Genomic DNA, 24,239 nt, shown 5'->3' on the forward strand with positions numbered 1-24,239 from the left:
CAGGGCCTCGGAGTGGTCCGCGCCACAGGTTCGGTGCTGTGAGGCCGGGCACATCGTCGACGGTGCGTGACGGGTCCTCGGCCGCCCGTGCCGGATTCGCGGGTCGGTGACCCGGGTCGGGGTGGCCCGCACCACAGCCCTCACCCGTCGCGGGTCGGGTGTGACTCACCGTGACGAATTCCGGGCGGGCGGGGGCTCCGGAGCGGCCGGGAGCGCCGTTCGGAACGGGGTGCCCGTCGCCGCGCGGGGCGGTCTTGCGCGGCACTCCCTCCCGGGCAGATAGTTAGTTGAGCGCAACTAACGACTTTCTCGGGCCCTTGGGGGGTCGCCATGGCGATCGCGGCGCAGGACCACCCGCGGTACAAGTGGGTGGCGTTGTCCAACACCACGCTCGGCATGCTGGTGGCCACGATCAACAGCTCGATCGTGCTGATCTCGCTGCCGGCGATCTTCAACGGCATCGGCCTGGACCCGCTGGAGCCCGGCAACGTCAGCTACCTGCTGTGGATGCTGATGGGCTACATGCTGGTCACCGCCGTCCTGGTGGTCACCCTCGGACGGCTGGGGGACATCCACGGCCGGGTCAGGATCTACAACGCCGGGTTCCTGATCTTCACCCTCACCTCCGTCGCGCTCTCGCTGGACCCGATGTCCGGCGGGGGCGGCGCGCTCTGGCTCATCCTCTGGCGGGTGGCCCAGGCGGTGGGCGGCTCGATGCTGATGGCCACCTCGGCGGCGATCATCACCGACGCGTTCCCGGCGCGGCAGCGCGGGATGGCCCTCGGGGTGAACATCGTCGCCGCCATCGCCGGCTCGTTCATCGGACTCGTCCTCGGCGGTGTGCTGGCCGAGTGGAACTGGCACTCGATCTTCTGGGTCAACGTGCCGATCGGCGTGCTCGGCACGGTCTGGGCCTACCGCTCGCTGCGCGACACCGGCGTGCGCCGCCCGGCCAGGATCGACTGGTGGGGCAATCTGACCTTCGCCGTCGGCCTGACCGCCCTGCTGGCCGGGATCACCTACGGCATCCAGCCCTACGGCGGCCACACCATGGGCTGGACCGACCCGTGGGTGCTGGCCGGGCTGATCGGCGGCACCGCCGTCCTCCTGCTGTTCTGCGTCGTCGAGCGGCGCACCGCCGAGCCGATGTTCCCGCTGCGGCTGTTCCGCGACGCCTCCTTCACCGGGGGCAACGCCGCCACCCTGTTCGGCTCGGTGGCGCGCGCGGTGGCCTGCAGTTCATGCTGATCATCTGGCTGCAGGGCATCTGGCTGCCGCTGCACGGCTACCAGTACGAGGACACCCCGCTGTGGGCGGGCATCTACATGATCCCGTTGACGGTCGGCTTCCTGATCGCCGGACCGCTCGCCGGGCACCTCTCCGACAAGTACGGCGCCCGGCTCTTCGCCGCGGGCGGGCTCGCGCTGATGGCCGTCTCCTTCGGCGGTCTGCTGCTCCTGCCGACCGATTTCGGGTACGTCTGGTTCGCTCTGCTGATCCTGTTGAACGGGCTGGGCGGCGGCCTGTTCGCCGCGCCCAACACCTCGCTGATCATGTCGGCGGTCCCGGCCGACGCCCGCGGCGCGGCGTCGGGGATGCGCGCCACCTTCCAGAACGCCGGCATGGTGCTCTCCATCGGCATCTTCTTCTCGCTGATGGTGGCCGGCCTGGCGGGCTCGCTGCCGCACGGGCTGGAGAGCGGGCTGACCGCGCAGGGCGTGCCGACGGGGACCGCGCAGGGCATCGCCGCCCTGCCGCCCGTCGGCACGCTGTTCGCGGCCTTCCTGGGCTACAACCCGGTGCGGGAACTGCTCGGCCCGAACGTCCTCGGCCAGTTGCCGCCCGGCAACGCGCAGACGCTCACCGGCCGGGAGTTCTTCCCCCAGCTCATCTCCGGTCCGTTCCACGACGGCCTGGTGGTGGTGTTCTGGTTCGCCATCGTGCTCTCGCTGCTGGGTGCGGCCGCCTCCCTGGTGCGCGGTCGGCCGGCGACCGGTGCGCCCCGGGCGGACGGTACGGTGAAGAGCGCACCGGGCGCCCCCGAGCAGGCGTCCCGGGTCCGTCCGCGCAGTTGAGGAGGGCCACCGGCCGATGGCGACGGAACCGAGCCCGACGGGGGCCGACCGCCCGCAGCCCACGGAGGCCCCCGCCCTGCCGGCCGGGGACCTCGCCCGGCTCCGGCTGGCCGTGGCCCGCCTGCACCGGCAGATGGTGCAGGCGTCCACCCGGCTGGACCTGACGTTCGCCCAGCTCTCGGCGCTGGCCCGGATCGAGGAGCACGCGCCGGTCCGGCTGGTGGACCTCGCGGCGCGCGAGGGCGTCGCCCCGCCGTCCATGAACCGCACGCTCGGTCCGCTGCACGCCGACGGGCTGATCGCCAAGGAGACCGACCCCCGGGACCGGCGCTCCGCACTGATCACCCTCACCGAGCACGGCCGGGACACCATCACCCAGATCCGCGCCCAGCGCTCGCAACTGCTGGCCCGCCGCCTGGCCCGGCTCTCCCCGGACCAGACGGACACCCTGCTCGCTGCGCTGCCGGTGCTGGAACTCCTCGCGGAGGAGCCCGAGGACGGGAGCTGACGGCCGACACGGGTGTCCCGGCCGGAGCAGACTGCAGTGCGGGCGGCCCGCGCCGGTCCGCGCGGCCTGCCCGGTCGGCCCTCGCCCGCCGAGCGGGAAGGGCCGACCGGGGACAGTGGTCAGCCGCGCGGGCCGGGCCGGCTCATCCGGCCGCCAGCTCCGCCACCAGCCGCGTCGTGAGCGGGACCGGGATGCCGTGGCGGTCGGCCGCGCGCAGCAGGGCGCCGCCGATCGCGTCGAGCTCCAGCGGGCGGCCCGCCTCGGCGTCGCGCTGCATGGACGACCTGCTGTCGGCGGGGAACGCGTCGTAGCGCGCCAGGACTTCGGCGGCCACCGTCCGGCCCCCGCAGGCCCGGCCGACCGCGGCGGTCTCCTCCACCAGGGCCGACAGCTCGCCGCGCCACTCGGACCGGACGGTGCCGATGGGCTGCCGGTGGCGGGTGGTGAGCAGGGCGAAGGGGGCCAGGAAGGCCAGCTTGCCCCAGAGGACCTCGTTCTCGTCCGGCAGGACGCGGGCGGTTACGCCCGCTCCCGTGAACAGGCCGGCGAGCGGGGCCGACCGCTCCGGGCGGCCGGCCAGGTCGATCTCGACGAACGGGCTGCCGTGCTCGATGACGCCCGGCGCGGTGCGGGTGGACTCGACGCGCACCACGGCGGGTACCACCCGCTCGTCGCCGTAGCGCGCCCGCAGGGTGTGCGGGTGCTCGACGCCGTTGAGCAGGGGCACCACCAGACCGTTCGCGAGCCACTGCGGCGGGACGCGGTCGAGTGCCGCGTCGAGCGCCGTGTTCTTGACCGTCACCAGGCACAGGTCGACGGGCTCGCGCAGCAGGCCGTCCGCCTCCACCGCCGCGGTGAAGTCGCCGAACTGCCTGCTGCGGACGCGGATGCCGTCCTGACGCAGCGGAGCGGCGGTCTCCTCCCGCGCGAGGCAGATCACGCGGTGCCCGGCGCGGGAGAGCAGCGCGGCGAGCAGGCCGCCGACTCCTCCGGGGCCGAGCACGGCGACGGTCGAACGGGCGGGGATCGGGACGGTGTCGGTGGTGAGCTGTCCGGATGCGGACATGGCCGGGTTCCTTTCGGTTTGCGGGTCGACACCCGGAACGGGTTGTCGCCCTGGACCCGGCACGATGATCTCCTCCGGCCGGGGCCGGGTCAATGCCGGCCCCGGCCGGGCAGTCCCGGTACGAACCCGGCCGCTGCGGTGGCGCCCGGTCGTGTTCTCGACGGCGCGACGGGGTCAGCCGGCCGGCCTGTTCCCGGGGCGCCGCAGGTGTTCGGCGAGGGCGAGGAAGACGAAGAAGTTCGGAATCGTGCTCACCGCGGCGCCGGCCGGCGCGCGCCACCGCCCGGCGACCTTGAGTTTGACGAAGCCGCTGAACACCTTGATCTCCTGGATCTCGTGCCACGGCGTCGACTCGCGGGCCGACCCCACGCCGTCCCTGGTCACCCACAGCCTGCCGAAGTCGAGCCGCTCCCCGGAGTTCAGGATGGCGACGGCGCGGGGGAGTTGCGCGCGGGTGACGGCCTGCTGGACGGCCGGCCCCCACTCCTGGGGGTTGGCGAACCTGCCCTTCTGGGCGACCTCGCCCGTCCGGTCCGCCCGGCCGCGCAGCACGACCTTCGTACCGTCGACGTCGGTGAGCGTGTACTCGTAGGAGGTGTAGCCACCGACCCCGGTGTGCCGGACGGTGTTCTGGCGGACGGAGGTGCTCTCGTAGCGGACGGCATGGACCCGGCCCTTGACCACGGCGGTGAGACCGTGCTCGTAGAGATCGAGCCGAAGGCCCCGGTTCTTCTTCGTCGTGGACCGTTCGATCCAGATGCCGAACGGGACCATCAGCAGCAGCATGAGGGGGATGACGGCCAGGACCGCCGCCTCGGTGAGGGACAGGACGAGCGCCAGTCCTCCGAAGACCACGACCCCGGCCACCGCGCAGCCGGCCGAGCTCGCCTGCGACTGCGTGCCCGGATGGACCGCCTGCCGCTCTCCCAGCCGGTTGCGGACCGCCGCCCCGTCGATCAGTGTCAGGAACTCGTCCCGGCCGTCCGCACGGCCGTCCTGTCCGGTCATTCTCGCCCTCTGCAATCCGGCCCTGCGCACACCGGCGGGAACGACCGCCGGGTGCCTGGCCTCGTCATCGTGTTCATCGTGTTCGTCGCGCGCGGGTACGGGGGCGCCGGGCCGGCGGGCCCGCTCCGCCCCGCGACCACACGGCCGGCGGGCAGCGGGCCCGCCGGCCCGGCGAGGACTCAGCCCGCCGCGGCGAAGGCGGCTTCGAGCCGGGGAACGTAGTCGGCGAGGGCCGGCGCCCAGCAGCCGTAGTTGTGGCCGCCGTTGCAGGTGGGCGACAGGGTGGAGCCGTCACCGTAGTCGACGTGGCGGTTGGCGATGCCGAGCTGGTTCAGGCGGGTCCGGACGGTGCTGGTGGCGATCGAGGTGAAGTGGTCGATGGGCCCCTGGTCGCCGGTGTAGAGGGTGATGTCGGTGCCGGCCAGCTTGGCCAGGTTGGCGCCCGCGGCCGGGTTGACCTCGTTCCAGACGTGGTCGGCGTTGAAGATCGGGTAGGGCGAGCCGAAGATCGCGTCGCTGTCGACGTAGGGCCCGTAGCCGACGCACTGACCGGTGCCGGAGGTGCTCGCGGCGCACCAGGCGCCCGGCAGGTTGAGCTCGGTGGCCAGGACCGTCGCGCGGATCTCCGTCATGCCGAGGTCGATGCCGCCGGACAGCGAGGCGACGTGGCCGAACAGGTCGGGCCGGTACTCGGCGTAGCGCAGGGCGCCGTAGCCGCCCATCGACAGGCCGACGACGGCCCGGTGGGACCGGTCGGTGAGGGTGCGGAGGTTGGCGTCGATGAAGGGGACGACCTGGCCGGTGTGGAAGGTCTGCCAGTTGGCCTTGCCGAGCACGGTGTTCTGCATGACCCAGTCGGCGTACCAGCCCTTCAGACCGCCGTCCGGGACGACGGTGATCATCGCGTCCGAGCGCAGGGCCGGGGCGGCCGCGGCGTCGTCCACGGTGCCGGCCCCGCCGTGCAGGAAGTACGTCACCGGCCAGCGCCGGCCGGGGTCCGCGTCGTAGCCCCGGGGCAGGAAGATCCGGATCTTGTGGGTGCCGGAGAGCTGAGCGGTGGTCACGGTGAGCGTGAAGTCGGTGTCCGAGTGCACCTCGGGGGCACCGACCAGGGTCAGGCCGAACCCGTCGGTGAAGGCGGGCACGGCGGGCACGGCGGGCACGGCGGGCACGGCGGGGAGGGCGGGGAGGGCGGGCCGGTCCGCGTGCGCGGGCGCGGCGACGAGCAGCGCGGACACGGCCATCGCCGCGGCGACGACGGCCGCCTTCGCGTGCCGGCGCCAGGCGGGCGGGAGCGAGGTCATCAGTGGTCCTCTCGGGGTGGCGTGCACGATGGTCGGGGCCCCGCAACAGGGTGCGGCGGGGGCCGGGCGGGCCTACAGCGCGCAGTAGGCGTCGACCGTGGCCTTGCCGGTGTCCTGCTGGCCCTTCGTCCCGGCCAGCAGGTGGAACTCGTTGTTGGCGCGCGCGACCTGCCTGCTGCCGTCGTCGCTGGTGTACCAGTCGCTGAAGTAGCCCAGCACGGCGCCGTTGTGGCTCCAGGCCCACTGGCCGCACGGCAGTTGCACGTGGACGATGCCCAGGCCGTAGCCGACGGTGCCGTCGGCGGTCACCGGGACGGTGGTCTTGAGCTCGGCTTCCTGCGCGGGTGCCAGGAGCCGACCGGTCACCAGGGCCCGGGAGAAGGCGGTCAGGTCGTCCAGGGTCGACACGATCGCCCCGGCGGGCCCGAAGGCCTGGACGTCGGAGACGGTGACGTCCCGGATGCCGATGCCGATCACCGGGTACTCGTACCCGTGCAGGTGGTTGCCGGAGACGGTCGGATCGGCGGTGGGGAAGCCGGTGTCGCGCAGGCCGAGCGGTTCGATGATCCGCTGCCGGATCTCGGTGGCCGCGTCGTTGCCGGTCACCGCCTTGATCACCATGCCGGCCAGGACGTAGTTGGTGTTGGAGTAGCTCCACTGCCGGCCCGGGGAGCCGGTGGGCCGGTGCTGCTTGAGGCCGAGGTCCACCAGGGTCTGCGGCGGCCAGGGCCTGTCGGTCTCGGTGTTCAGCGCGTAGGAGAGCGAGAACGCCGTGTCCTTGGCGTAGTCGGGCAGGCCGGAGGTGTGGTTCAGCAGCTGGCGGACCGTGATCCCGGTGCCGTCGTAGCCGTTCGCGGCAACCGCTCCGGGCAGCCACCGGTCGACGGTGTCGTCGAGGGAGAGCCGCTGCTCGCCCTCCAGCTGGAGCAGCACGGTGGCGGTGAACGCCTTGGTGTTGCTGCCGATCCGGAACTTCGCCGCCGGGTCGGCGGGCACCCGGGTGGACAGGTCGCCGACGCCCGCGTGCACGTACCGGGTGGTGTCGCCCCGGCGGACCAGGCCGATCACGCCGGGATATCCGTCGGCGACGCCCTGCTGGGCGCCGGCCTGCAGGACGGCGGCCGCGGTCGGGGTGTCGGCGTGCGCCGGCCCGGCGCCGGCGAGGGCGGCGAGTACCAGTGCGGCGCCGACGGCGGTCGGACGTAGGGGCTTCATCGGACTCCTCGGGCTTCGGGTGGCCGGGCGGCGCGCGGCGCCCGCGTCCGGGCCCGAGCGGGCCGGCCGCCGGCGCCGCGTCGACCCGGTACCCCCGATGCTGCTGTCCGGGCGGCCCGGCGGACAGGCCATGGCACCGGCCACATGTGACCGGCCGTCCCGCGTGGGCGCCCTGACCGGTGGTGGGCCGGGCCCCGGCGGTCAGGGCGAGCCGGCCGGCGCGGGCGGGAAGGTGGCCGGCGCGTAGTGGCTGTGCTGGTGCCGGAAGGTGCGGCCGAGGTGGTGCTGCAGCCGCTCGTGCCGGAACTGGTAGACCGCGCCGGTCTGCCGCAGCACGCCGCGGTGGTAGGCGTCGTCCAGGAACGCGACGGTGTGCCAGGGCAGCCGGCCGGTCAGCGGCAGCCAGACGCGGGACAGCACCAGCCACTGGCCCCAGGCGGTGAAGGCGAGCAGGTAGGAGACCGTACCGCCGATCCCGCCGATCGCACCGATGAAGAGGCCGTCCGAGACGCCCCAGTTCAGCGGTCCCAACGAGTCCTGGAACAGGTCGACGACCAGGCGCCCGCCGCCGGCGATGGTCAGGGTGAGCGCCGGCGCCAGGACGAGGAACTGCCGGCCCACCGTCGCGCGGTTCGAGGAGAGCAGACTGACCGGGGTGGCCGCGGAGGTGACGTCCACGGGTGCTTCGAGCGCGGCCGAGAGCCCGAAGACCAGCCCGGCGGCCGAACCGAAGGTCAGCCCGAAGCAGAGCATGTTGATCAGGGTGCCCCGGACCACGTCCGGATCGGTGAGCGGGGAGCCCGCGTACAGGGCGCGCTCCAGGGCGAGGGCGCACGCGCAGCCGACGCCCATGACGGACCCGCCGAGCAGGCCGTCCCCGAACCGGGCGAGGAAGGTGCGGACCGGCCGGCGCCCGAGGCTCCGGTGGGTGCCGGGCAGGCGCAGTCGCACCCGGGTCGGCTCGAACACCTCCCCGCCGCCGAAGGTGATCAGGATCGCGTACACGGACCCGAAGGCGAGCCCCGCGACCGGCCCCATCAGGCTCCCCTGCAGGAGGACCTCACCGATCCCGATGCCGAGTTCGAGCCCGAGCGGGGCACCGAGCAGGCTGACGAACAGGCCGACGAGCCAGTCGGCGACGGCGACGCTCAGCGAGGTGGCCGCCACCACGGCGGTGATCCTGGTCGAGCGCGGCAGCGAGTCGCCGAGCTGCCACCAGGCGAGGTCCTGCCGGTCGTGGTCGAGCCGGACGAGGTGGTGGGCGAGGTGGCCGAGCCAGTGCTGGGCGCGCCCCTGGTCCCAGCCCGGCGACCGGGCCGGCCGCCCGGGGGCGTCGCGCTCCGGGGCGCGGTGCCGGTACACGGCGGGGACGAAGCCGGCCAGCAGGTGCTCCTCCAGCGACTTCGCGGTGGGGAACCGCGCGGTGTCGAGCAGTTCGGCGGGATCGCGGTCGGGCGTCTCGCTGTAGGCGGTGCGCGCCAGGATCACCATCAGGGGAGTGGTCAGCACCGCGGCGAGGTCGGTGCCCGCCCCGGCCCGCAGTTCGTCGAGGACGGGGCCCCAGACCGAACCGCTGTCACCGGCACCGGTGCCCGCGGCTGCGCCGCGGGTGACCGGTCGGGCGGTGCGGGGCAGGTAGTGGACCAGGTCGTCGAGGGTGAGGTCGGAGAGCTCGATGCCGGCCGCCCAGAGCAGCGGTGCGTGCGCCTCCTGGACGGCCTCGGCGAACTCCTCGTGCCGGCTGGTCAGGACGAGCGGCAGCGAGGTGGCGTTGAGCGCGTCGAGCGCCTCCCGCCGCAGGCCCTCCGCGATCTCGTCGAAGCCGTCGAGGACGGGGAGGACGAGGTCGGCGTCGACCAGCGCGGCGGCCAGGGTCGACCCGTGCGGGCCCCGCCGGGCCAGATGCGGGTGGTCGCGCAGCAGCCGGCCGATCAGCCAGTCCCGCAGCGCGGTGGTGGTCGGGTCCCAGGAGCCGAGACTGAAGACCACCGGGACCCGGCCGGGCACGCTCGGGGCCTCCAGGTGGTCCAGGACGAACCTGATGGTGAGGATCGACTTGCCCGAGCCGGCCCGGCCGAGAATCACCAACCGCCCGGAGGAGATCCGCCGGTAGACCTCGGCCACGCTCCGCAGGTCCCCGCTGAGGTCCACCTGGCGGGGTACCGCCCCCGGGCCGAGGCGCTGGATGTTGTCCGAACGGTCGGTCAGGCCCGCGGGTGCCGGCTGCCACCGGACCGGGAGCGGAAACGGGTCGTGGACCCGGCGCTGCGCCTCCTCGCGCCGCCAGCGGCGTCGGACCTCCGTCGCCAACTCCAGTGCGGCGTCGGCCAGCGCGGCGTGCACCGGCCTCGGCGCGGGAGGCAACGGCGCCGCGGGTGCCCCGGGTGCCTCGGGGGGCGTGGGGGCCTCGGGTGCCGCGGGTGCCTCGGGTGCCGCGGGTGCCTCGGGTGCCGCGGGTGCCTCGGGTGCCCCGGGTGCCCCGGGGGGCGTGGGGGCCTCGGGTTGCGCGGGGGGCGTGGGTGACGTGATCGGCTCGGGTGCCTCGGGTGCCTCGGGTGCGGTCGGTGGCTCGGGCGGCCCCTCGGCCCGGCCGGGCGGGGCCGCCGGCGGTTCGGGCGGTGCGGGGTCCGGTCCGGGCTGCCCGGAGGCCGACCCGCTGCGCGCCTTCGCGAGCGTGATCGCCAGGTGCCGGCGGTCCTCCTGACTGATGTCGAGGGCGTCGGCCAGCAGGTTCACCGTGCCCAGCCGGTGGTCGGTGGATCTGCCGCTCTCCAGCCGGCGAATGGTGCGCACGCTCACTCCGGACCGCTCCGCGACCTGTTCCTGCGTCAGGCCCGCCTGGCCGCGCAGCCGGCGTAGCAGCGTGCCGAGCTGATCTGTCACCGAGGCGCCTCTCTACTCGCCAGTAAATCGCCGGTGAGCCTACCTGTGACGACCGGTCAGCGATGTCCGGCCGGATGGCCTGTCCGCCGAACATGACGAACGCCACAATCGCTGCCCTCATGGAGGCGCGGTGTGCGGCGGGAAGCGAGGAGTCGACGTGGCCTACCGCTACTGGTGCGGTGAGTGCAGTTTCAGGACGGCCTGGCTGGACGAGGCCGAGGGGGAACGGCAGCAGATCGAGCACTACGGGAGGAGGCATCCCGGCACTCCTCCCGGGGGCCACGTCGAGGTCGGCCGCAGTCCGCGCGGCTGCTGCGGCTGCCTGGTGGTGGCCGGGATCGCGCTCCTGTTGCTGATCGCCGCGGCGGCGTGCCCGCGCTAGCGGCGCCACCCCGTCGCGCGGTGGTACCCGCGTGAGCGGCGGCCGGTCGTGGGGTGAGCGGTCGTGGGGTGACCGGTCGTGGGGTGACCGGTCGTCCGGGGTGACCGGTCGCGTTTGGCCGGTCCCGTGGCCTGTCCTCCCGGGCGGCCCGGACCACAGCATGGGCGTCGGGGCCGCGGCGGGACCGCCGTCCCGCGCCCCCACGTCCCGTGGCCGGGACATCCCGCGTCGCGACACAACCGAGGGAGATCCATGTCCACTTCACCGCAACCGGGCCACGAGCTCACCCGGCGATCACTGCTCCGGACCGGTACCGGGATCGTCCTGGGCACCGGCCTCGCGGTGGGTGCCGGAGTGGCCGCCGCCGGGCCGGCCGCCGCGACCAACGGCGTCGGCCAGACCGGCGCGCCGCTGTGCCAGCTGCCGGGTGACTCGGCGAGCCGGTACGGGCTGGGCAGCGGCGACCTGGGCATTCCGTACCACCGGGAGCACGACAACACCTGGGGCTACGTCTTCGGCGACTCCTTCGACGCCGGCAACACCTACCTCGGTTCCCCGGTGATGCTGAACCAGGCCGACTTCGACCGCTCCGGGGCGTCGCCGATCTCGTTCACCCACGCCATGCCCGACGGAGGCGCCGCCCAGCTGTTCGACTACGCGCACGGCGCCGACAACGGGCACGGGGTGGAGGCCACCCGGATTCCGAACGACTGCATCGAGTTCGGCGGCCGCACCTACCTCCAGTACACCTCCGTGGTGCGCGGCATCGGCCCGGATCCGCTGCCCGCCGGCGAGGACGGCTCGCTGATGTCGGGCGTCGCGTACTCCGACGACTTCGGCCGGACGTGGACCGACCACCCCTACCACTGGGCCGGTCAGTACCAGGGCGTGAACCAGTCGATGTACGGGATGTGGTCCTTCGCGGGCATCGACCCGGACGGCTGGCTGTACATCTTCTCCAAGCGCTGGAACGGCACCCACAAGAACACCGCGGACCAGGGCGCGATCCAGCTGTTCCGGATCGATCCGGACGACTTCCGGGCCGGCAACTTCGGCGCCCAGCAGAGCTGGGCGTACAACGGCGGCTGGTACTGGGCGAGCGACGGCACCCCGCCGGCACCGCTGTTCGGGCCCGGCAACAACATCGGCGAGTTCTCCGTCAAGCGGATCGACGGCCGCTACTGCATGAGCTACCTCGACGTGAACGACGGCTCGATCTGCACCCGCACCGCGTCCCGGCCCGACGCCGCGTGGTCGGCGCCGGTCCCGCAGATCGTCGCCAACACCTTCTGGCCGCCGAGCCACTGGGGCCGGCCGCAGGTCGAGAGCCTGTACGGCGGCTACATCCACCCCGGCAGCGCCGGTGCCACCTCGCTGACCCTGATCGTCTCCCAGTGGACCGCCCAGGGCGCCTACCGGGTGCTGCAGTTCGACGGCATCCGGCCGTAGCGCGGGCCGCGCAGCCGCGGTTGCGCGGGTTCGTCCGGACCGCCCGACGTTCCAACTGCCCGACGTTCCTCCTGCCCGACGTTCGTCCTTCTCGACGTTCCAACTGCCCGACGTTCGCGCGCCGCTCGATGTCGACACCGCTCGACGTCCGCACCGTTCGACGTCCAGATCGGAAGGAGTCCTCGTGGGACTCGCCATCCTCACCAGAGCACTGGTGGGCGTGCTGGTCTTCTCGTCCGCCGGCCTCGCGGCCGCCGGACCGGCAGCCGCGTCCCCCGGCGACGGCAAGAACGTGACCTACCGGGGCACGACGTTACGGGTGCCGGCGTCCTGGCCGGTGATCGACCTGGACGCGGCGCCGAACACCTGCGTGCGGTTCGACCGGCACGCCGTCTACCTGGGCCGTCCCGGAGAGGACCAGGACTGCCCGTCCCACCTCCGGGGGCGCAGCGAGGCGATCCTGGTCCAGCCGGCGGTGTCCGGCGCGGCGGGCGGGGCCCGGGAGAACGCCGCCTCCCGCGAGATCACCGTGACCACCGGCTCGGTCACCGTCACGGCGGCCTACGGCAGCGACCGGCCGGCCGTCACGACGATCCTCGACCGGGCGGGTCTGCCGAAGTCGGGCGGGGCGGCGGCGCAGGGGAGCGCCGCCCCGACGACCGGCACGGCCACCGGCGCCGCCCCGGCCACCGCCACGGCCACCGGCGCCGCCACGGCCACCGGCGCCGCCCCGGCCGCGGGCGCCGCCGGCACCACCGCGGCTCTCGCGGCCGCCGTGGACGGGAGCGCCACCAACTACACCGGCCAGGGCTTCGACCCGTGCGCGGCCCCGAGTTCGTCCACCATGCGCACCTGGATGGACGCCTCGCCCTACGGCGCGATCGGCCTCTACATCGGCGGCGTCAACCGCACCTGCGACCAGCCGAACCTGACCTCGGACTGGGTCGCCCGGCAGGCCTCGATCGGCTGGCACTTCTTCCCGCTGTACGTCGGCCACCAGGCACCCGGTGCCTGCCCCGGTTGCGCCACGATCCCGTCGGCGGCCCAGGGCGCGGCCGACGCCGACGACGCGATCGCGCAGCTGTCGGCCCTCGGCTTCCCGCCCGGCACCCCGGTCTACATGGACAACGAGCACTACGCCCCGCAGTACTCGGGCCTGGTGCTGGGCTACCTGTCCGCCTGGACCACGCAGTTGCACGCCCGGGGCTACCTGTCGGGCGTGTACGGAAGCGCCGGCAGCACGATCTCCGACCTGGTCGCCAACTACGGCTCCTACGCGATGCCGGACGTCATCGACTTCGCGGCGTGGCCGGGCAGCGGTGGCACCAGCACCTCGGATCCGGCGATCCCGGACCACCTGTGGGCGAACCACCAGCGGATCCACCAGTACACCGGTGGCCGCGACGAGACCTACGGCGGCATCACCATCAACATCGACGCCGACTACCTGGACGTCCAGTTGGCGGCCTCCGGGCGGAGGTGGGACGACTTCGGGGACGGCCGGCAGAACCCGGCGATCGGCCGGGAGGCGAACGGTGCGATGATCGCGTTCGCGGTCTCGCCGGACCAGCAGGGGCTCTTCTACCGGGAGCAGACCGCCCCGAACAGCGGCTGGGGCGCGTGGCAGCGGCTCGGCGGTCCGGTCGGCGGCCTGCCGGTGGTCGGCCGGAACCTCGACGGGCGGCTCGAACTGTTCGTCCTGGGCTCCGGCCGGAGCAGCATCCAGCACATCTGGCAGACCGCGCCGAACGGCGGGTGGAGCCCCTGGGACGCGTCCTTCGGTCCGGCCGCCTCCGGACTGACAGTGGGTCAGAACGCGGACGGCCGGCTGGAGGTGTTCGCGGTGGCGCCGGACCGGAGTTCGATCGCGCACATCTGGCAGACCGCGCCCAACGGCGGGTGGAGTGCCTGGAACGGTGACGGCGGCGGCCCGTTCGGCGGACCGACGGGCGGTACCCCGGTGGTCGGCCACCAGGCCGACGGGCGGATGGCGGTCTTCGTCCTCGGGCCCAACGGCAGCAGCGTCGCGATCCGCGAGCAGACCGCCCCGAACTCGGGCTGGGGCGGCTGGAACGGCTCCTTCGGCGGAGCGGCCTCGGATCTGACGATAGGTCAGAACGCTGACGGGCGGATGGAGGTGTTCGCGGTGGCGCCGGACCGGAGTTCGATCGCGCACATCTGGCAGACCGCGCCCAACGGCGGGTGGAGTGCCTGGAACGGTGACGGCGGCGGCCCGTTCGGCGGACCGACGGGCGGTACCCCGGTGGTCGGCCACCAGGCCGACGGGCGGATGGCGGTCTTCGTCCTCGGGCCCAACGGCAGCAGCGTCGCGATCCGCGAGCAGACCGCCCCGAACTCGGGTTGGGGCGGCTGGAACGGCTCCTTCGGCGGAGCCGCCGCGACCGTGAACGTGAGCCGCAACGCGGACGGCCGGATGGAGGTGTTCGCCCTCGCTCCCGGTGGCGCCAACATCTCGCACATCTGGCAGAACTCGCCCAACGGCGGCTGGAGCGGCTGGAACGCCGACGGCACCTTCGGCGGCGCGGCCTGGGTCGGCGCGTGAACACGTCGGGAGGAGCAGTGAAGCGCGCGATGTCACCCTTCGGTCATCCCTTCCGGCCGGTGTCGCAGGCGTCCGGAGCCACGGTCCGGGCCCTGCTGGCGGTCGTCACCCTCGTCCTCGCGCTGGCGGGCACCGGTCTCGCGACCGCGGGCGGCGCCTCCGCCGCCTCGACCAGAGGCGGCCCGATCACCCGCAGCGAGATCATCGCGCGGGCCCAGTACTGGGTCGACCACCAGCCGGGCCCCTACGACCAGGGCGGCTACTCACCCGGTCCCGGCGGCGACTTCGACTACCGCCGCGACTGCTCGGGCTACGTGTCGATGGCCTGGCACCTGGACGCCAACGCCTGGACGGGGTCGCTGTCGGACGCGTACACGTACCCCATCGACCGCGGTGACCTGCGCCCCGGCGACATCCTGAACAACTACACCGAGCACGTGTTCATCTTCGACCGGTGGCTCGACGGCGACGGCGGCTTCTCCTACTACTCCTTCGGCTCGACGCCGGTCCGCCACCTCACCGCCAACATCGGTGACGCCTCCCTGGACGGGCACCCCAACGGCTCCTTCAGCGCCCGTCGCTACCACAACGTCATCGAGGACAGCGCGGTCACGCCGCACCCGTACCAGTCCGGCCGGATGGTGTCCGGCCGTGACGCGGACGGCCGGCTGGAGACCTTCGTCGCGGGCCCGGGCGGCGTCTGGCACACCTGGCAGCTGTCGGCCAACGGCGGCTGGTCGGAATGGGTCGACGAGGGCGGCCCGGCCAACGCCCAGCTGGCCGTCGCACCGAACCGGGACGGCCGGCTGGAGGTGTTCGCGCTCAACGGGACCACGCTCGACCACATGTGGCAGACCGCGCCGAACGCCGGCTGGTCCGGGTGGGCCGGGCTCGGCGGTGGCGGCTCCCGGATCGCGGCCGGCGGCAACGCCGACGGCCGGATCGAGGTCTTCGCCTCCGGCCCCACCGGGGTGTTCCACACCTGGCAGACCGCGCCCAACGGGCCGTTCGCCGCCTGGGCCGGTCTCGGCGGCCCCGCCGCCGCGCGGCTGCAGATGGAGAGCGCGCCCGACGGCCGGCTGGAGGTGTTCGCCCTGTCGGACACCACCTTCGGCCACCTGTACCAGACCGCGCCCAACGGCGGCTGGTCGGCCTGGGACGCCTTCGGCGGCGGCGGGCACGATCTGACGGTCAGTCACAACACGGACGGCCGGCTGGAGGTGTTCGCCTCCAACGCCACCGGGGTGTTCCACCGGTGGCAGACCGGCCCCACCGGCTGGTCGGGCTGGACCGGGACCGACGGCGCCGCCGCCGGCTCCGAGCTCTCCTCGGCGCGTTCGGCCGACGGCCGGATCGAGGTGTTCGCCATCAACGGCGGCACGGCCACCCATCTGTGGCAGACGGCCGTGAACGGCGACTGGTCGCCGTGGGAGACCTTCGGCACCGGCGGTACCGGGGTCGCGGCGGCCACCAACCAGGACGGCCGGCTGGAGGTGCTCGGCAGCAGTGGTGCGGGCGTCTTCCACCGGTGGCAGACCGGCTTCAGCACCTGGTCCGGCTGGTCCTGGCTGAACTCCACCGCGGGCCCGGCACTGGCCTGACGGCGGCGCGGCGCCCGCCCGCAGGTTCCGAAGGGGCCCGCCCGGCCGGAGGATGGTCTCCAACGGCCGGGCGGGCCCCGGGGGTTGATCCCCGCCCCGGACCGGTCCCACGGGTGGCGGGTCGGGTCGGGGCGGGTCGGGTCGGTCAGGCCAGCGGGCGGCAGAGCAGCGCGTCCGGGACGCCGCCGTGCGTCCAGCGCCAGGTCATCGCGACGCCCGCGAGGTACTCGCCGGCGGCGCACTGGCCCTTGTAGTACCCCGGTGCCCAGTCGCTGGCCGCGGAGTCGGCCCCGGTGGAGGCCGGCGGACGGTTGTCGCCCCGGTCGAACCAGAGGACCCGGTTCGTCGCGGGCAGCGCGCCGGCTGCGGGGGCGCACAGCAGCGCCGCCATCGCATTGCCGTGGACGCTGTAGCCGACGGCGAGGTGGCCGGCCGGGCACTGGAGCTTGTTGTAGCCCGAGGCCCAGTCGCCGTCGGTGACGTAGCGCTCGTCGGTCACGGTGACCCAGGCGCCCGGCCCGGTGGCGGGCTGCCCGGCGTCGGTGCACAGGCCGCGGCTGTCGCTGCGGCCCAGGCCGACCAGGCGCTGGCCGTCGGGGCAGTTGCCCTTGCGGTTGCCGCTGCTCCAGTCGGGCAGGGCGAGCATCCGCCGGGACACGTTCTGGTCGGTGTGGTCGAGGTCGAGCAGGTTCCAGCGCGGCGACCGCGGCACCTGGCCGGTGAAGGAGGGGGCCGCGATCAGCCGGTTCCAGTACGGGGCCCGCCAGTCGCCCTGGTCCTCGATGCTGAGCCGGCGGCCGGCCCGGTCGTAGTGCAGCAGGGCCCAGGAGTCCTGCGGCACACCGTCGTTGTGCCAGCCGACCAGCGGCCAGACGGCGAAGTCGGCGTCCCGGGCGGCCAGGATCGCCGTGAAGCGGTCGAACCAGGCCTGCTCCTTGGCGTCGATCGAGCCGCGTCCGCCCGCGCCGAACTCGCTGATCCAGACCGGAGCGGTGAAGTGCTGTCCGGACCGGGTGACGAAGAGCGCCTCCTCGTCGACCACCGCGGCCAGCTGTTCGGGCGTCAGGTCCTGGTAGCGCGGATCACCGGTGGAGCCGGGCCCGCTGCCCGCACCGGTGTTGGCCGAGCCGGTGTAGCCGTAGAAGTGGGCCGCGTAGACCAGCTTGCCGGAGTCGATCAGGGTGTTGGAGAGGGTGGCGACCGGCTTGAGCATCGGGCGGCCGTGGTAGAGCCCGGCCAGCGGGATGCCCTGCCAGTTGATGCCCTCCATGATGATCAGCAGGTCGGGCGAGGCCTGGAGGATCCGGTTGCCCGCCTCCTCGAAGGCGGCGTACTCGTCGTGGCCGTCGCCCATGCCCCAGTTGGGGTCGTCCCAGGTGTCCCGGCGGACTTCGTTGCGCAGGTCGGCGCCGACGACGCGCTTGTTCGCCCGGTACCGGTTCGCCATGAACAGCCAGTCCTCCTCCCACTGTTGGGTGGACTGGCCGCTGTTCCAGCGTTCGTTGCCGTCCAGGCCGCAGCAGAACCGGTAGGAGGTGGTGTGGTTGTTGAGGACGACGGCGAACCCGTCGGCGGTGAGGGCGGCCACCACGGCGTCGTAGACCTGGAGCGGGGTGCGGCCGCGCAACTGGGGGTTGGCGGCGACGGCGACGTCCGGCACGACCGTGGTGTCCCGGATCATCGCGTCCGCGAAGGGGAGCCGGACGCTGTTCAGCCCGAGGCCGTGGAATCCGGCCATGATCTCGGGCAGCGGTGCCCGGTCCAGACCGAGCGGCAGGTTGTACGACACCTGGCCGGCCTGGTTGTTCGCCGGACCGGTGGTGTCGCCGCTGCCCTGCCAGGTGCCCTGGGCGCCGGCCCAGTTGCCGGACCGCAGCTTGAACCGGTTGCCGCTCGCGTCGACGACGTAGCGGCCGCGGGTGCTCAGCGGGCCGGTCCAGGAGGCCGCCAGCTGGGCACCGGTGAGCGCCACGGGGGCGGGCGCCGGTGCGGTGGCGGCCGTGGTGGTGGCTGTGGTGACGGCGGCCGGTGCCGCCGGGGCGGCGCCGGGTGACGCCACGACACATGCGGACAGGGTCGTTGCCACGGACAGCACGCGCAGTGCGAGTCTTCTCATGGTCATCCCGACTTGGGTGAGGGTGATGGACGCCGGTCGCCCCCGCCGGGGACCGGCCCGCATGTACACGGTCACCCGGGATCCTGGCACACCCCGGGCCCGCCCGGGAGGCCCCGCGAGCCACCGCCCGACCGCGGTTCCCGTCCGGCGCGGCCCGGACGGGCGGGATCACCGCGCGAGGATGCGCCGGAGCCAGCGGGAACGGGCGTCGCGGGCGTCCCGGGCGAGCGCCGACCGCGGGGCGAAGGTGTCGAAGCCGTGGAAGCCGCCGGGCCACACGTGCAGTTCGGCCTCGCCGCCGGCCCGCCAGAGCGCCTGGGCGTAGGCGACGTCCTCGTCCCTGAAGGTCTCGGCCGACCCGACGTCGAGGTAGGCCGGGGGAAGGCCGGACAGGTCGGCGGCGCGGGCGGGGGCCGCGTAGGGCGGGAGGTCCGCGGCGCCGTACCGGTCGCCCAGCAGCGCCTGCCAGGCGGTGGCGTTGGAGGTGCGGTCCCAGGTGTCGAGACCGGCCATCTGGTGGCTGGAGAAGGTGTCGTTGCGGTCGTCGAGCATCGGGCAGAGCAGCAGTTGCCCGATCGGGACGGGGCCGCCCCGGTCCCGGGCGAGCAGGGCGAGTGCGGCGGCGAGTCCGCCGCCGGCGCTCTTGCCGCCGATCACGATGCGGTCCGCGTCGATGCCCAGTCGGGCCGCGTGCGCGGCCGCCCAGACGAAGCCGGCGTAGCAGTCCTCCAGCGGTCCGGGGTACCGCGTCCGCGGTGCCAGGCGGTACTCGACGGAGATCACGGCCAGCTCCAGCGGGAGAGCCCACTCGCGCAGCAGCTGCGGAAGGACGGACCGGGCATTGCCCATGATCATCCCGCCGCCGTGCAGGTAGTACAGCAGCGGCAGCGGCCGGGGGATCCCGGCGGGCCGCGCGCTCACCAGTGTGACGTCCGGCCCGTCCGGCGCTCCCGGCACCCGCAGTTCGGCCACCTCGAAGCGGCCGTCGGCCTCCAGCTCCCGGACGGTCGGCCTGGGCCGGGCCGCGACGTCCAGCGCCTGCCGGACCGCCAGGTTCTCCGGGGTGATCGGCTCCCGGGCCCCGCCGCCCAGGGCCGCCAGCGCGGCGGCGAGTTCGGGGTCGAAGGGGGGCGCGGCCCCGGTCGGTGCGGCGGGGCCCGGCTCCGGCGGCAGGTCGGCGGCGCTCATGCCGGACCGTCCCCTCGGGCCGGGAGGCACCGGCCGGCCGTTCGGCCGGGACGGCTCGGCGGCAGGTCCGGGACCGGGGGGAAGGTCGGAGCGAGGCGCATGCGGCGTAGTCAACCACCCGCCGGGCCGGGCCCACAGCTCCCCGGCGCCGGAGGTGACCGGGGGTCAGTCGGCGCGTTCGGGCCCGAAGTGCCGTCCGTGGGGCGGAGGCTGGACCCGTCGGGGCCGGTCGGGCCGGCCCTCGGGCAGAGAAGAGGAACGCCTGATGTCCCGTGATGTGTTCTCGTCGGACCGTGCGAGGTGGTCACGCCGGCTGCGGCCGGTGTGGGCCGTGCTGACGGTGTCGGGGCTGGCCCTCGGGTCGGCGACGCCCGCGCTCGCCCGTCCCGCCCCGGCGGTGCCGGCCGCCCGGGACGCGGTGGTGGCCGGGGCCCCGGCGGACCGGGCCGGGGTCGAGGCCCGGCTGACCCGGCTGGCGCGCCGCCTGGTGGCGGCGGGAGCCCCGGGGGTGATCGTGCGGGTGGACGACGGCCGCGGCCGGCCGATCGAGATCGCCGAGCAGGCCCCCTGGGCCGCGCAGGACCACCGCCTCGACGTGGGCGACGAGTTCCGGATGGGGTCCAACACCAAGACCATGATGGCCACCCTGGTGCTCCAACTGGTCGCCGAAGGCCGGCTCGGCCTGGACGACCCGGTCGAGCGGTGGTTGCCGGGCAGCGTCCCGAACGGCGGGGCGATCACGGTGCGGATGCTGTTGAACCACACCAGCGGCCTGTTCGACTACACCGGGGACAGCGCGCTCCGGCCCGCGATCCTCGGCACGGACCGGCACCGGTGGACCTCGGCGGAGCTGCTCGCGCTGGGCACGAAGCACGAGCCGCTGTTCCCGCCGGGCACCAAGTGGTCCTACAGCAACACGAACTACGCGGCGGTCGGCGCCCTCCTCGAACAGGTCACCGGCGTCAGCCCGGCCGACCTGCTCCGGGACCGGATAGCCCGGCCGCTGGGCCTGCGGCACACCTACCTCGCCACGGACGGCGGCTGGCGCGGCCGGTACGTCCGGGGCTACGAACCGGACGCCGCGCACATGCCGCCGGGTGTGCCCGCCGAGTTCAGGACGGTCGCCGGGGTGCACCACGACGGGCAGGTCGACGTCTCCGGCAACGATCCGAGCTGGGGCGGCAGCGCCGGCGCGGTGGTGTCCACCGCAGCGGACTGGTCCCGGTTCTACACGGCGCTGATGTCCGGGCGACTGCTGCCCGCGGCCCAGCTCGCCCAGTTGCGCACCACCGTCCCGATGGACCCGGAGAACCCGGTGGACGGGCCCGGCTACGGGCTGGGCGTCGAGACGGTGACCACCTCGTGCGGCACCATCTGGGCCCATGAAGGGGGGATCACCGGGTACTCCAGCGCCAACTACACGGACGGCACCGGCGGCCGCACCGCGACGGTGCTCGTGCCGACGGAGTTCCGGTACGAGTTCGAGGCCGATCCGAAGCTGGCCGAGGCCGACCGGGCGCTGCAGACCGCCGTGATCTGCACCATGTTCGGCAAGCCGGTGCCGACCACCGCCACCACGGCGCAGAGCGGCTGACCGGGGCTGACGGGGCTGACCGGGGCTGACCGGGGCTGACCGGGGCTGACCGGGGCTGACCGGGCGAGGTTCGGGCGCTGCGTCGGGCCTCGTCTCCGACGCGGCGCCGACCGCGGACACGGGGCGACCCGCCTCGTGTCCGCGGTTCAGCCGGCGCGGGCCGGCGGGAGCGGCGGGCCCGGGTGCGGTCACCGCGCCGGGATCCGGGAGAATGACCTCCATGACCACCACCCTCGACCACCCCGCCGGCGTCGCGGCGGAGACCGCCCGTTTCGTCGCCGTTGTCCGAACCGCCGATCCGTCGACCCCGGTCCCCACCTGCCCGGGCTGGACGATGACCGACCTGGTGCGTCACGCCGGCAGCGTGCAGCGCTGGTTCACCGTCCTGCTCCGGCAGCGCCTCCAGGAGCCGCCGCGCAGCCGCGAGGTCGACCTGCGGCTGCCGGAGCTGCCGGAGGGCTATCCCGACTGGCTGGCCGAGGCGGCGGCGCAGGCCGGTGCGGAGTTCGCCGCGGCCGACCTGGACGCGCCGATGTGGGCCTGGGGCGCCGACCAGCACGCCCGGTTCTGGGTCCGCCGGATGCTCTTCGAGACCCTGGTGCACCGCGTGGACGCGGAGCTCGCGCTGGGCCTGCACCCCGAGATCGACCCGGTGCTGGCGGCCGATGGGGTGTCGGAGTTCCTGGTCAACCTGCCCTTCGCCGCGGTCTTCGCGCCCAACACCGCCCTGCTGCGGGGCGCGGACCGGAGCATCCGGTTCACCCGGACCGACGGGGACGGGGACTGGCTGGTCCGGCTGCGGCCCGACGGCTTCGGGCTCGACCCGCAGGGTGCGGACGCGAGCGCCGACGTGAGCGCCGACGTGACCGTGCGGGGTACCGCCGCGGACCTGCTGCTCTTCCTCTACGGCCGGCTGGACCGGGCCGCCGACCGCTTCGAGGTGGCCGGGGACGACGAGCTGCTGGCGCACTGGGTGGCCAACTCCGCGTTCTGACCGGTGCGGCCGGGCGTCGGATCTCGATCCGGCACCGCAGAACGGGGGCCGGACCCCGTGCCGCGGACGTCGTCGAGGACCGCGGGGCAGCCCCACCGGGGCCGGGTGCGGCCGGGGACCGCACCCGGCCCCCGGCACCCGGCGGGAGGGCCGGTCAGACCCGGTCGGCCGCGATCAGCACGTACTGGAAGGAGCCGTCCTTGTAGGAGGAGATGAACGCCTCCTCGATGCCCGTGACGAGGGAGGAGGTGGCGCGCAGCTCCCAGTAGGGCAGGGTCGCCGGGGTCAGGTCGATGACGGCCTGCGGCACGAGGCGGTTGTCCGCCATGGCGCGCAGGTACTCCCGGCGGGAGTGGATGTTGCACTCGAAGTGCGCGTTGATCTGGGACACCCACTTCGACGGCTGCCCGTAGGCGGGGTTCCAGCAGCCCGTGATGGTGACGTAGCGGCCGCCGACCGCGAGCATCCGGGAGTGCTCGGCGAAGAGGTCGTGCAGGTCCACGTACATGCTGGACTCGTTGTTCCACGAGCCCGCCACCTGGCCGGTCCCGAAGGGCATGTCGAGCATGTTGCAGACCCGGGAGCGGACCGAGCCGTCGATGCCGAGCTCCCGGGCGCGCCGGTTGCCGAACTCGGCCTGCTTGGCCGACAGGGTGACGCCCTCGACCTTGCACCCGAAGCGCTCGTGGGCCATGACCATGGAGCCGCCGCGGCCGCAGCCGGCGTCCACGAGCGTGGCGTCGCGCGGGATCGCGCCCAGGTTGTCCAGCAGCACCTCGGCCTGTGCGGACTCCAGCCGGTGCAGTTCGGCGATCACCTTCTTCTCGCGCTCGCTGTCGGCCGGGTCCCCCAGCGAGGCGTGGTCGACGTCACCGATGCCGTAGTGGTGGTGGTAGAGGCCGTCCACGTCGCCGAGGCGCAGGTTGACGGGCCGGGCCTCGTGGTCCCAGTAGCGGGCGATGTCGCCCTGGTAGGGGGTCGCCGGGCCGGGAATGGCGGCAGAGGTCGTGGTGGGGATATCGGTTGTGGTCATTGGTCAGCTCCTTGGTTACCAGAAGTCGGGCAGGCTGTAGCGGTAGGTGTTGGTCCGGTGCCAGTAGTGGTTGCCGTCGACCCACGCGGCCACGCCGCGCAGGAAGCGCAGCAGGGCGGGGGCCGGACAGGCGGCGGCCAGGGCGGCCGCCTCGGCCTCGAAGGCGTGCATGAGGTCGTTGTGGACGTCGACGGCCTTCAGGTAGCCGTCGCGGTCGGTGCCGCCCTCCTGCTCGGCGAGCACCACCGGGAGGTTCAGGTGCCGGCCGGGGCTGGCGAGCTCCTTGGTGTAGGAGTACAGGTCGTTGACGATCGTCGTGGCGTTGGAGCCGAGCGCGATCACGCGTTGCAGGGCGGGCAGGGTGTGGAGGTCGGCGGGGAGTTCGTAGCCGCCGACGGTGTCCGTGATGGTCGGGCAGGGGCGGAAGTTGTTGAACTGACGCATCGCCAGGTACTCCCACACCGCGGGGACGTGGTCGGTCTGGGCCCAGGCGGCCTCGGCGAGGTAGCCGAGGTGCAGGCGGGCCATGTCGTGCCGGAACCGGTCGGCCTGGGAGGGGCTCGCCGCGCGGTTGAAGTAGTCCATGGCGGAGCGGTAGGCCCGCCGGGGGGCGTCCTCCTGCAGGGACTCCTCCCAGGCCGGCTGGTACTCCGCGGTGGTGTGCAGGGGATCGAGGGCGGTGTGCGCCAGGAGGAGGCGCCCGCCGAGGCCGACGGGCGAGCCGCCGTGGTCCTCGCAGTAGCAGTCGTCGACCACGTTCTCGGCGACCATCAGCCGTGCGGCGACCATCAGGTGGTCGGTGTCGGGGGCGTCGGGGTGGCAGGCGACCATGTAGCGGCCGATCGAGAAGCCGTCGAACTGGTCCTCCCACTCGGGCGGGTACAGCTGGACCTCGTCCACCGCCCAGGTCTTGATCCGGTCGCCGATCTCCGCGACGCGCTCCGGGTCGGGCTCCGGCACCGGGTGGTGGTAGAGGCCCGGGACGGGATCGCCGGCCTCCGGCGCCGAGCTGCGGCGGCCCGGGTGCAGGCCGGCCGTCCCGAGACCGCTGGGGCCGCCGAGGAGCCGCTCCAGGGCGGTACGGCTCATGACCGTACCGCCGAGGTCTCCGCAATGATCTCCGGTCCGGTGTTCATGGGCATGGATGGGCCTCCCTCCGTGCAGGAATGCGCCTCATGACGGGTCGTCATCCGGCGCAACACAAAGGGGATCCCGCAGGCGGTGCCCCCCTTGCCGTTCGCTGATCAACGGTAGGCGGGG

Annotated in this window: 16 protein-coding genes and 2 pseudogenes; 9 read left to right on the forward strand and 9 right to left on the reverse strand. The window is 73.9% G+C overall.

What is annotated here, in order from left to right:
* Window positions 1–396: 396 nt before the first annotated feature.
* The 3 genes and pseudogenes from ACWDRR_RS41130 to ACWDRR_RS41140 form a co-directional block, all read left to right on the forward strand.
* A pseudogene (locus tag ACWDRR_RS41130) lies at window positions 397–816 on the forward strand (MFS transporter); the annotation flags it as partial.
* Window positions 817–1,067: 251 nt separating this feature from the next.
* The gene (locus ACWDRR_RS41135; protein WP_449777434.1) at window positions 1,068–2,075 is read left to right on the forward strand and encodes an MFS transporter; all 1,008 of its coding nucleotides are present in this window, start codon (window positions 1,068–1,070) and stop codon (window positions 2,073–2,075) included.
* Window positions 2,076–2,091: 16 nt separating this feature from the next.
* The gene (locus ACWDRR_RS41140; protein ID WP_449777435.1) at window positions 2,092–2,583 is read left to right on the forward strand and encodes a MarR family winged helix-turn-helix transcriptional regulator; all 492 of its coding nucleotides are present in this window, start codon (window positions 2,092–2,094) and stop codon (window positions 2,581–2,583) included.
* Window positions 2,584–2,725: 142 nt separating this feature from the next.
* Here ACWDRR_RS41140 and ACWDRR_RS41145 read toward each other — a convergent pair whose 3' ends face one another.
* The 5 genes from ACWDRR_RS41145 to ACWDRR_RS41165 form a co-directional block, all read right to left on the reverse strand.
* Entirely contained in the window at window positions 2,726–3,649 is a 924-nt protein-coding gene (locus ACWDRR_RS41145) for a ketopantoate reductase family protein (protein WP_449777436.1), read from the reverse strand.
* Window positions 3,650–3,823: 174 nt separating this feature from the next.
* Window positions 3,824–4,657 carry a DUF6585 family protein gene (locus tag ACWDRR_RS41150; protein WP_449777437.1) on the reverse strand — a complete coding sequence of 278 codons (834 nt, stop codon included), beginning with the start codon at window positions 4,655–4,657 and terminating at the stop codon, window positions 3,824–3,826.
* 179 nt (window positions 4,658–4,836) lie between these two features.
* On the reverse strand, window positions 4,837–5,961 hold the full coding sequence (locus ACWDRR_RS41155) for an alpha/beta hydrolase (RefSeq protein ID WP_449777438.1): 1,125 nt from the start codon (window positions 5,959–5,961) through the stop codon (window positions 4,837–4,839).
* Between the two features lie 72 nt (window positions 5,962–6,033).
* Window positions 6,034–7,176, reverse strand: coding sequence for a serine hydrolase domain-containing protein (locus ACWDRR_RS41160; RefSeq protein ID WP_449777439.1), 1,143 nt, complete (start codon window positions 7,174–7,176; stop codon window positions 6,034–6,036).
* A 201-nt stretch (window positions 7,177–7,377) separates the two neighbouring features.
* Complete coding sequence (locus ACWDRR_RS41165; protein ID WP_449777440.1) at window positions 7,378–10,059, reverse strand: helix-turn-helix domain-containing protein; 2,682 nt, start codon at window positions 10,057–10,059, stop codon at window positions 7,378–7,380.
* A 157-nt stretch (window positions 10,060–10,216) separates the two neighbouring features.
* Here ACWDRR_RS41165 and ACWDRR_RS41170 point away from each other — a divergent pair, with 157 nt between their 5' ends.
* The 4 genes from ACWDRR_RS41170 (at window position 10,217) to ACWDRR_RS41185 (ending at window position 16,054) form a co-directional block, all read left to right on the forward strand.
* Window positions 10,217–10,441, forward strand: coding sequence for a hypothetical protein (locus tag ACWDRR_RS41170; protein ID WP_449777441.1), 225 nt, complete (start codon window positions 10,217–10,219; stop codon window positions 10,439–10,441).
* A 252-nt stretch (window positions 10,442–10,693) separates the two neighbouring features.
* On the forward strand, window positions 10,694–11,890 hold the full coding sequence (locus ACWDRR_RS41175) for a DUF4185 domain-containing protein (RefSeq protein WP_449777442.1): 1,197 nt from the start codon (window positions 10,694–10,696) through the stop codon (window positions 11,888–11,890).
* 184 nt (window positions 11,891–12,074) lie between these two features.
* On the forward strand, window positions 12,075–14,453 hold the full coding sequence (locus ACWDRR_RS41180; protein WP_449777443.1) for a glycoside hydrolase domain-containing protein: 2,379 nt from the start codon (window positions 12,075–12,077) through the stop codon (window positions 14,451–14,453).
* Between the two features lie 29 nt (window positions 14,454–14,482).
* Window positions 14,483–16,054 carry a hypothetical protein gene (locus ACWDRR_RS41185; protein ID WP_449777444.1) on the forward strand — a complete coding sequence of 524 codons (1,572 nt, stop codon included), beginning with the start codon at window positions 14,483–14,485 and terminating at the stop codon, window positions 16,052–16,054.
* Between the two features lie 145 nt (window positions 16,055–16,199).
* Here ACWDRR_RS41185 and ACWDRR_RS41190 read toward each other — a convergent pair whose 3' ends face one another.
* Together ACWDRR_RS41190 and ACWDRR_RS41195 are read right to left on the reverse strand one after the other, a co-directional pair.
* Window positions 16,200–18,176, reverse strand: a complete 1,977-nt coding sequence (locus tag ACWDRR_RS41190; protein ID WP_449777445.1) for a glycoside hydrolase family 5 protein — start codon at window positions 18,174–18,176, stop codon at window positions 16,200–16,202.
* 162 nt (window positions 18,177–18,338) lie between these two features.
* Window positions 18,339–19,358: an alpha/beta hydrolase gene (locus ACWDRR_RS41195; RefSeq protein WP_449777446.1), complete on the reverse strand. Its 1,020-nt coding sequence runs from the start codon at window positions 19,356–19,358 to the stop codon at window positions 18,339–18,341.
* 265 nt (window positions 19,359–19,623) lie between these two features.
* On the opposite strand from ACWDRR_RS41195, the gene ACWDRR_RS41200 reads away from it, so the two are divergent.
* Together ACWDRR_RS41200 and ACWDRR_RS41205 are read left to right on the forward strand one after the other, a co-directional pair.
* Window positions 19,624–20,952 (forward strand): serine hydrolase domain-containing protein, encoded by a 1,329-nt coding sequence (locus tag ACWDRR_RS41200; protein ID WP_449777447.1) that lies wholly within the window; start codon window positions 19,624–19,626, stop codon window positions 20,950–20,952.
* A 220-nt stretch (window positions 20,953–21,172) separates the two neighbouring features.
* Window positions 21,173–21,946, forward strand: a complete 774-nt coding sequence (locus tag ACWDRR_RS41205; protein ID WP_449777448.1) for a maleylpyruvate isomerase family mycothiol-dependent enzyme — start codon at window positions 21,173–21,175, stop codon at window positions 21,944–21,946.
* Between the two features lie 154 nt (window positions 21,947–22,100).
* On the opposite strand, the gene ACWDRR_RS41210 is transcribed toward ACWDRR_RS41205, so the two are convergent.
* Window positions 22,101–22,979 (reverse strand): geranyl diphosphate 2-C-methyltransferase, encoded by an 879-nt coding sequence (locus ACWDRR_RS41210; protein ID WP_449777449.1) that lies wholly within the window; start codon window positions 22,977–22,979, stop codon window positions 22,101–22,103.
* Between the two features lie 15 nt (window positions 22,980–22,994).
* Window positions 22,995–24,059, reverse strand: a pseudogene (locus ACWDRR_RS41215) (family 2 encapsulin nanocompartment cargo protein terpene cyclase); the annotation flags it as partial.
* Between the last annotated feature and the right edge of the window lie 180 nt (window positions 24,060–24,239).

It is taken from the genome of Kitasatospora sp. NPDC003701, from assembly GCF_053587085.1.

Bases quoted from the DNA above. Each gene is read 5' to 3' on its own strand.
- ACWDRR_RS41140 (WP_449777435.1), top strand. From the start codon at position 2,092: ATGGCGACGGAACCGAGCCCGACGGGGGCCGACCGCCCGCAGCCCACG.
- ACWDRR_RS41145 (WP_449777436.1), bottom strand. From the start codon at position 3,649: ATGTCCGCATCCGGACAGCTCACCACCGACACCGTCCCGATCCCCGCC.
- ACWDRR_RS41150 (WP_449777437.1), bottom strand. From the start codon at position 4,657: ATGACCGGACAGGACGGCCGTGCGGACGGCCGGGACGAGTTCCTGACA.
- ACWDRR_RS41155 (WP_449777438.1), bottom strand. From the start codon at position 5,961: ATGACCTCGCTCCCGCCCGCCTGGCGCCGGCACGCGAAGGCGGCCGTC.
- ACWDRR_RS41160 (WP_449777439.1), bottom strand. From the start codon at position 7,176: ATGAAGCCCCTACGTCCGACCGCCGTCGGCGCCGCACTGGTACTCGCC.
- ACWDRR_RS41175 (WP_449777442.1), top strand. From the start codon at position 10,694: ATGTCCACTTCACCGCAACCGGGCCACGAGCTCACCCGGCGATCACTG.
- ACWDRR_RS41185 (WP_449777444.1), top strand. From the start codon at position 14,483: ATGTCACCCTTCGGTCATCCCTTCCGGCCGGTGTCGCAGGCGTCCGGA.
- ACWDRR_RS41190 (WP_449777445.1), bottom strand. From the start codon at position 18,176: ATGACCATGAGAAGACTCGCACTGCGCGTGCTGTCCGTGGCAACGACC.
- ACWDRR_RS41195 (WP_449777446.1), bottom strand. From the start codon at position 19,358: ATGAGCGCCGCCGACCTGCCGCCGGAGCCGGGCCCCGCCGCACCGACC.
- ACWDRR_RS41200 (WP_449777447.1), top strand. From the start codon at position 19,624: ATGTCCCGTGATGTGTTCTCGTCGGACCGTGCGAGGTGGTCACGCCGG.
- ACWDRR_RS41205 (WP_449777448.1), top strand. From the start codon at position 21,173: ATGACCACCACCCTCGACCACCCCGCCGGCGTCGCGGCGGAGACCGCC.
- ACWDRR_RS41210 (WP_449777449.1), bottom strand. From the start codon at position 22,979: ATGACCACAACCGATATCCCCACCACGACCTCTGCCGCCATTCCCGGC.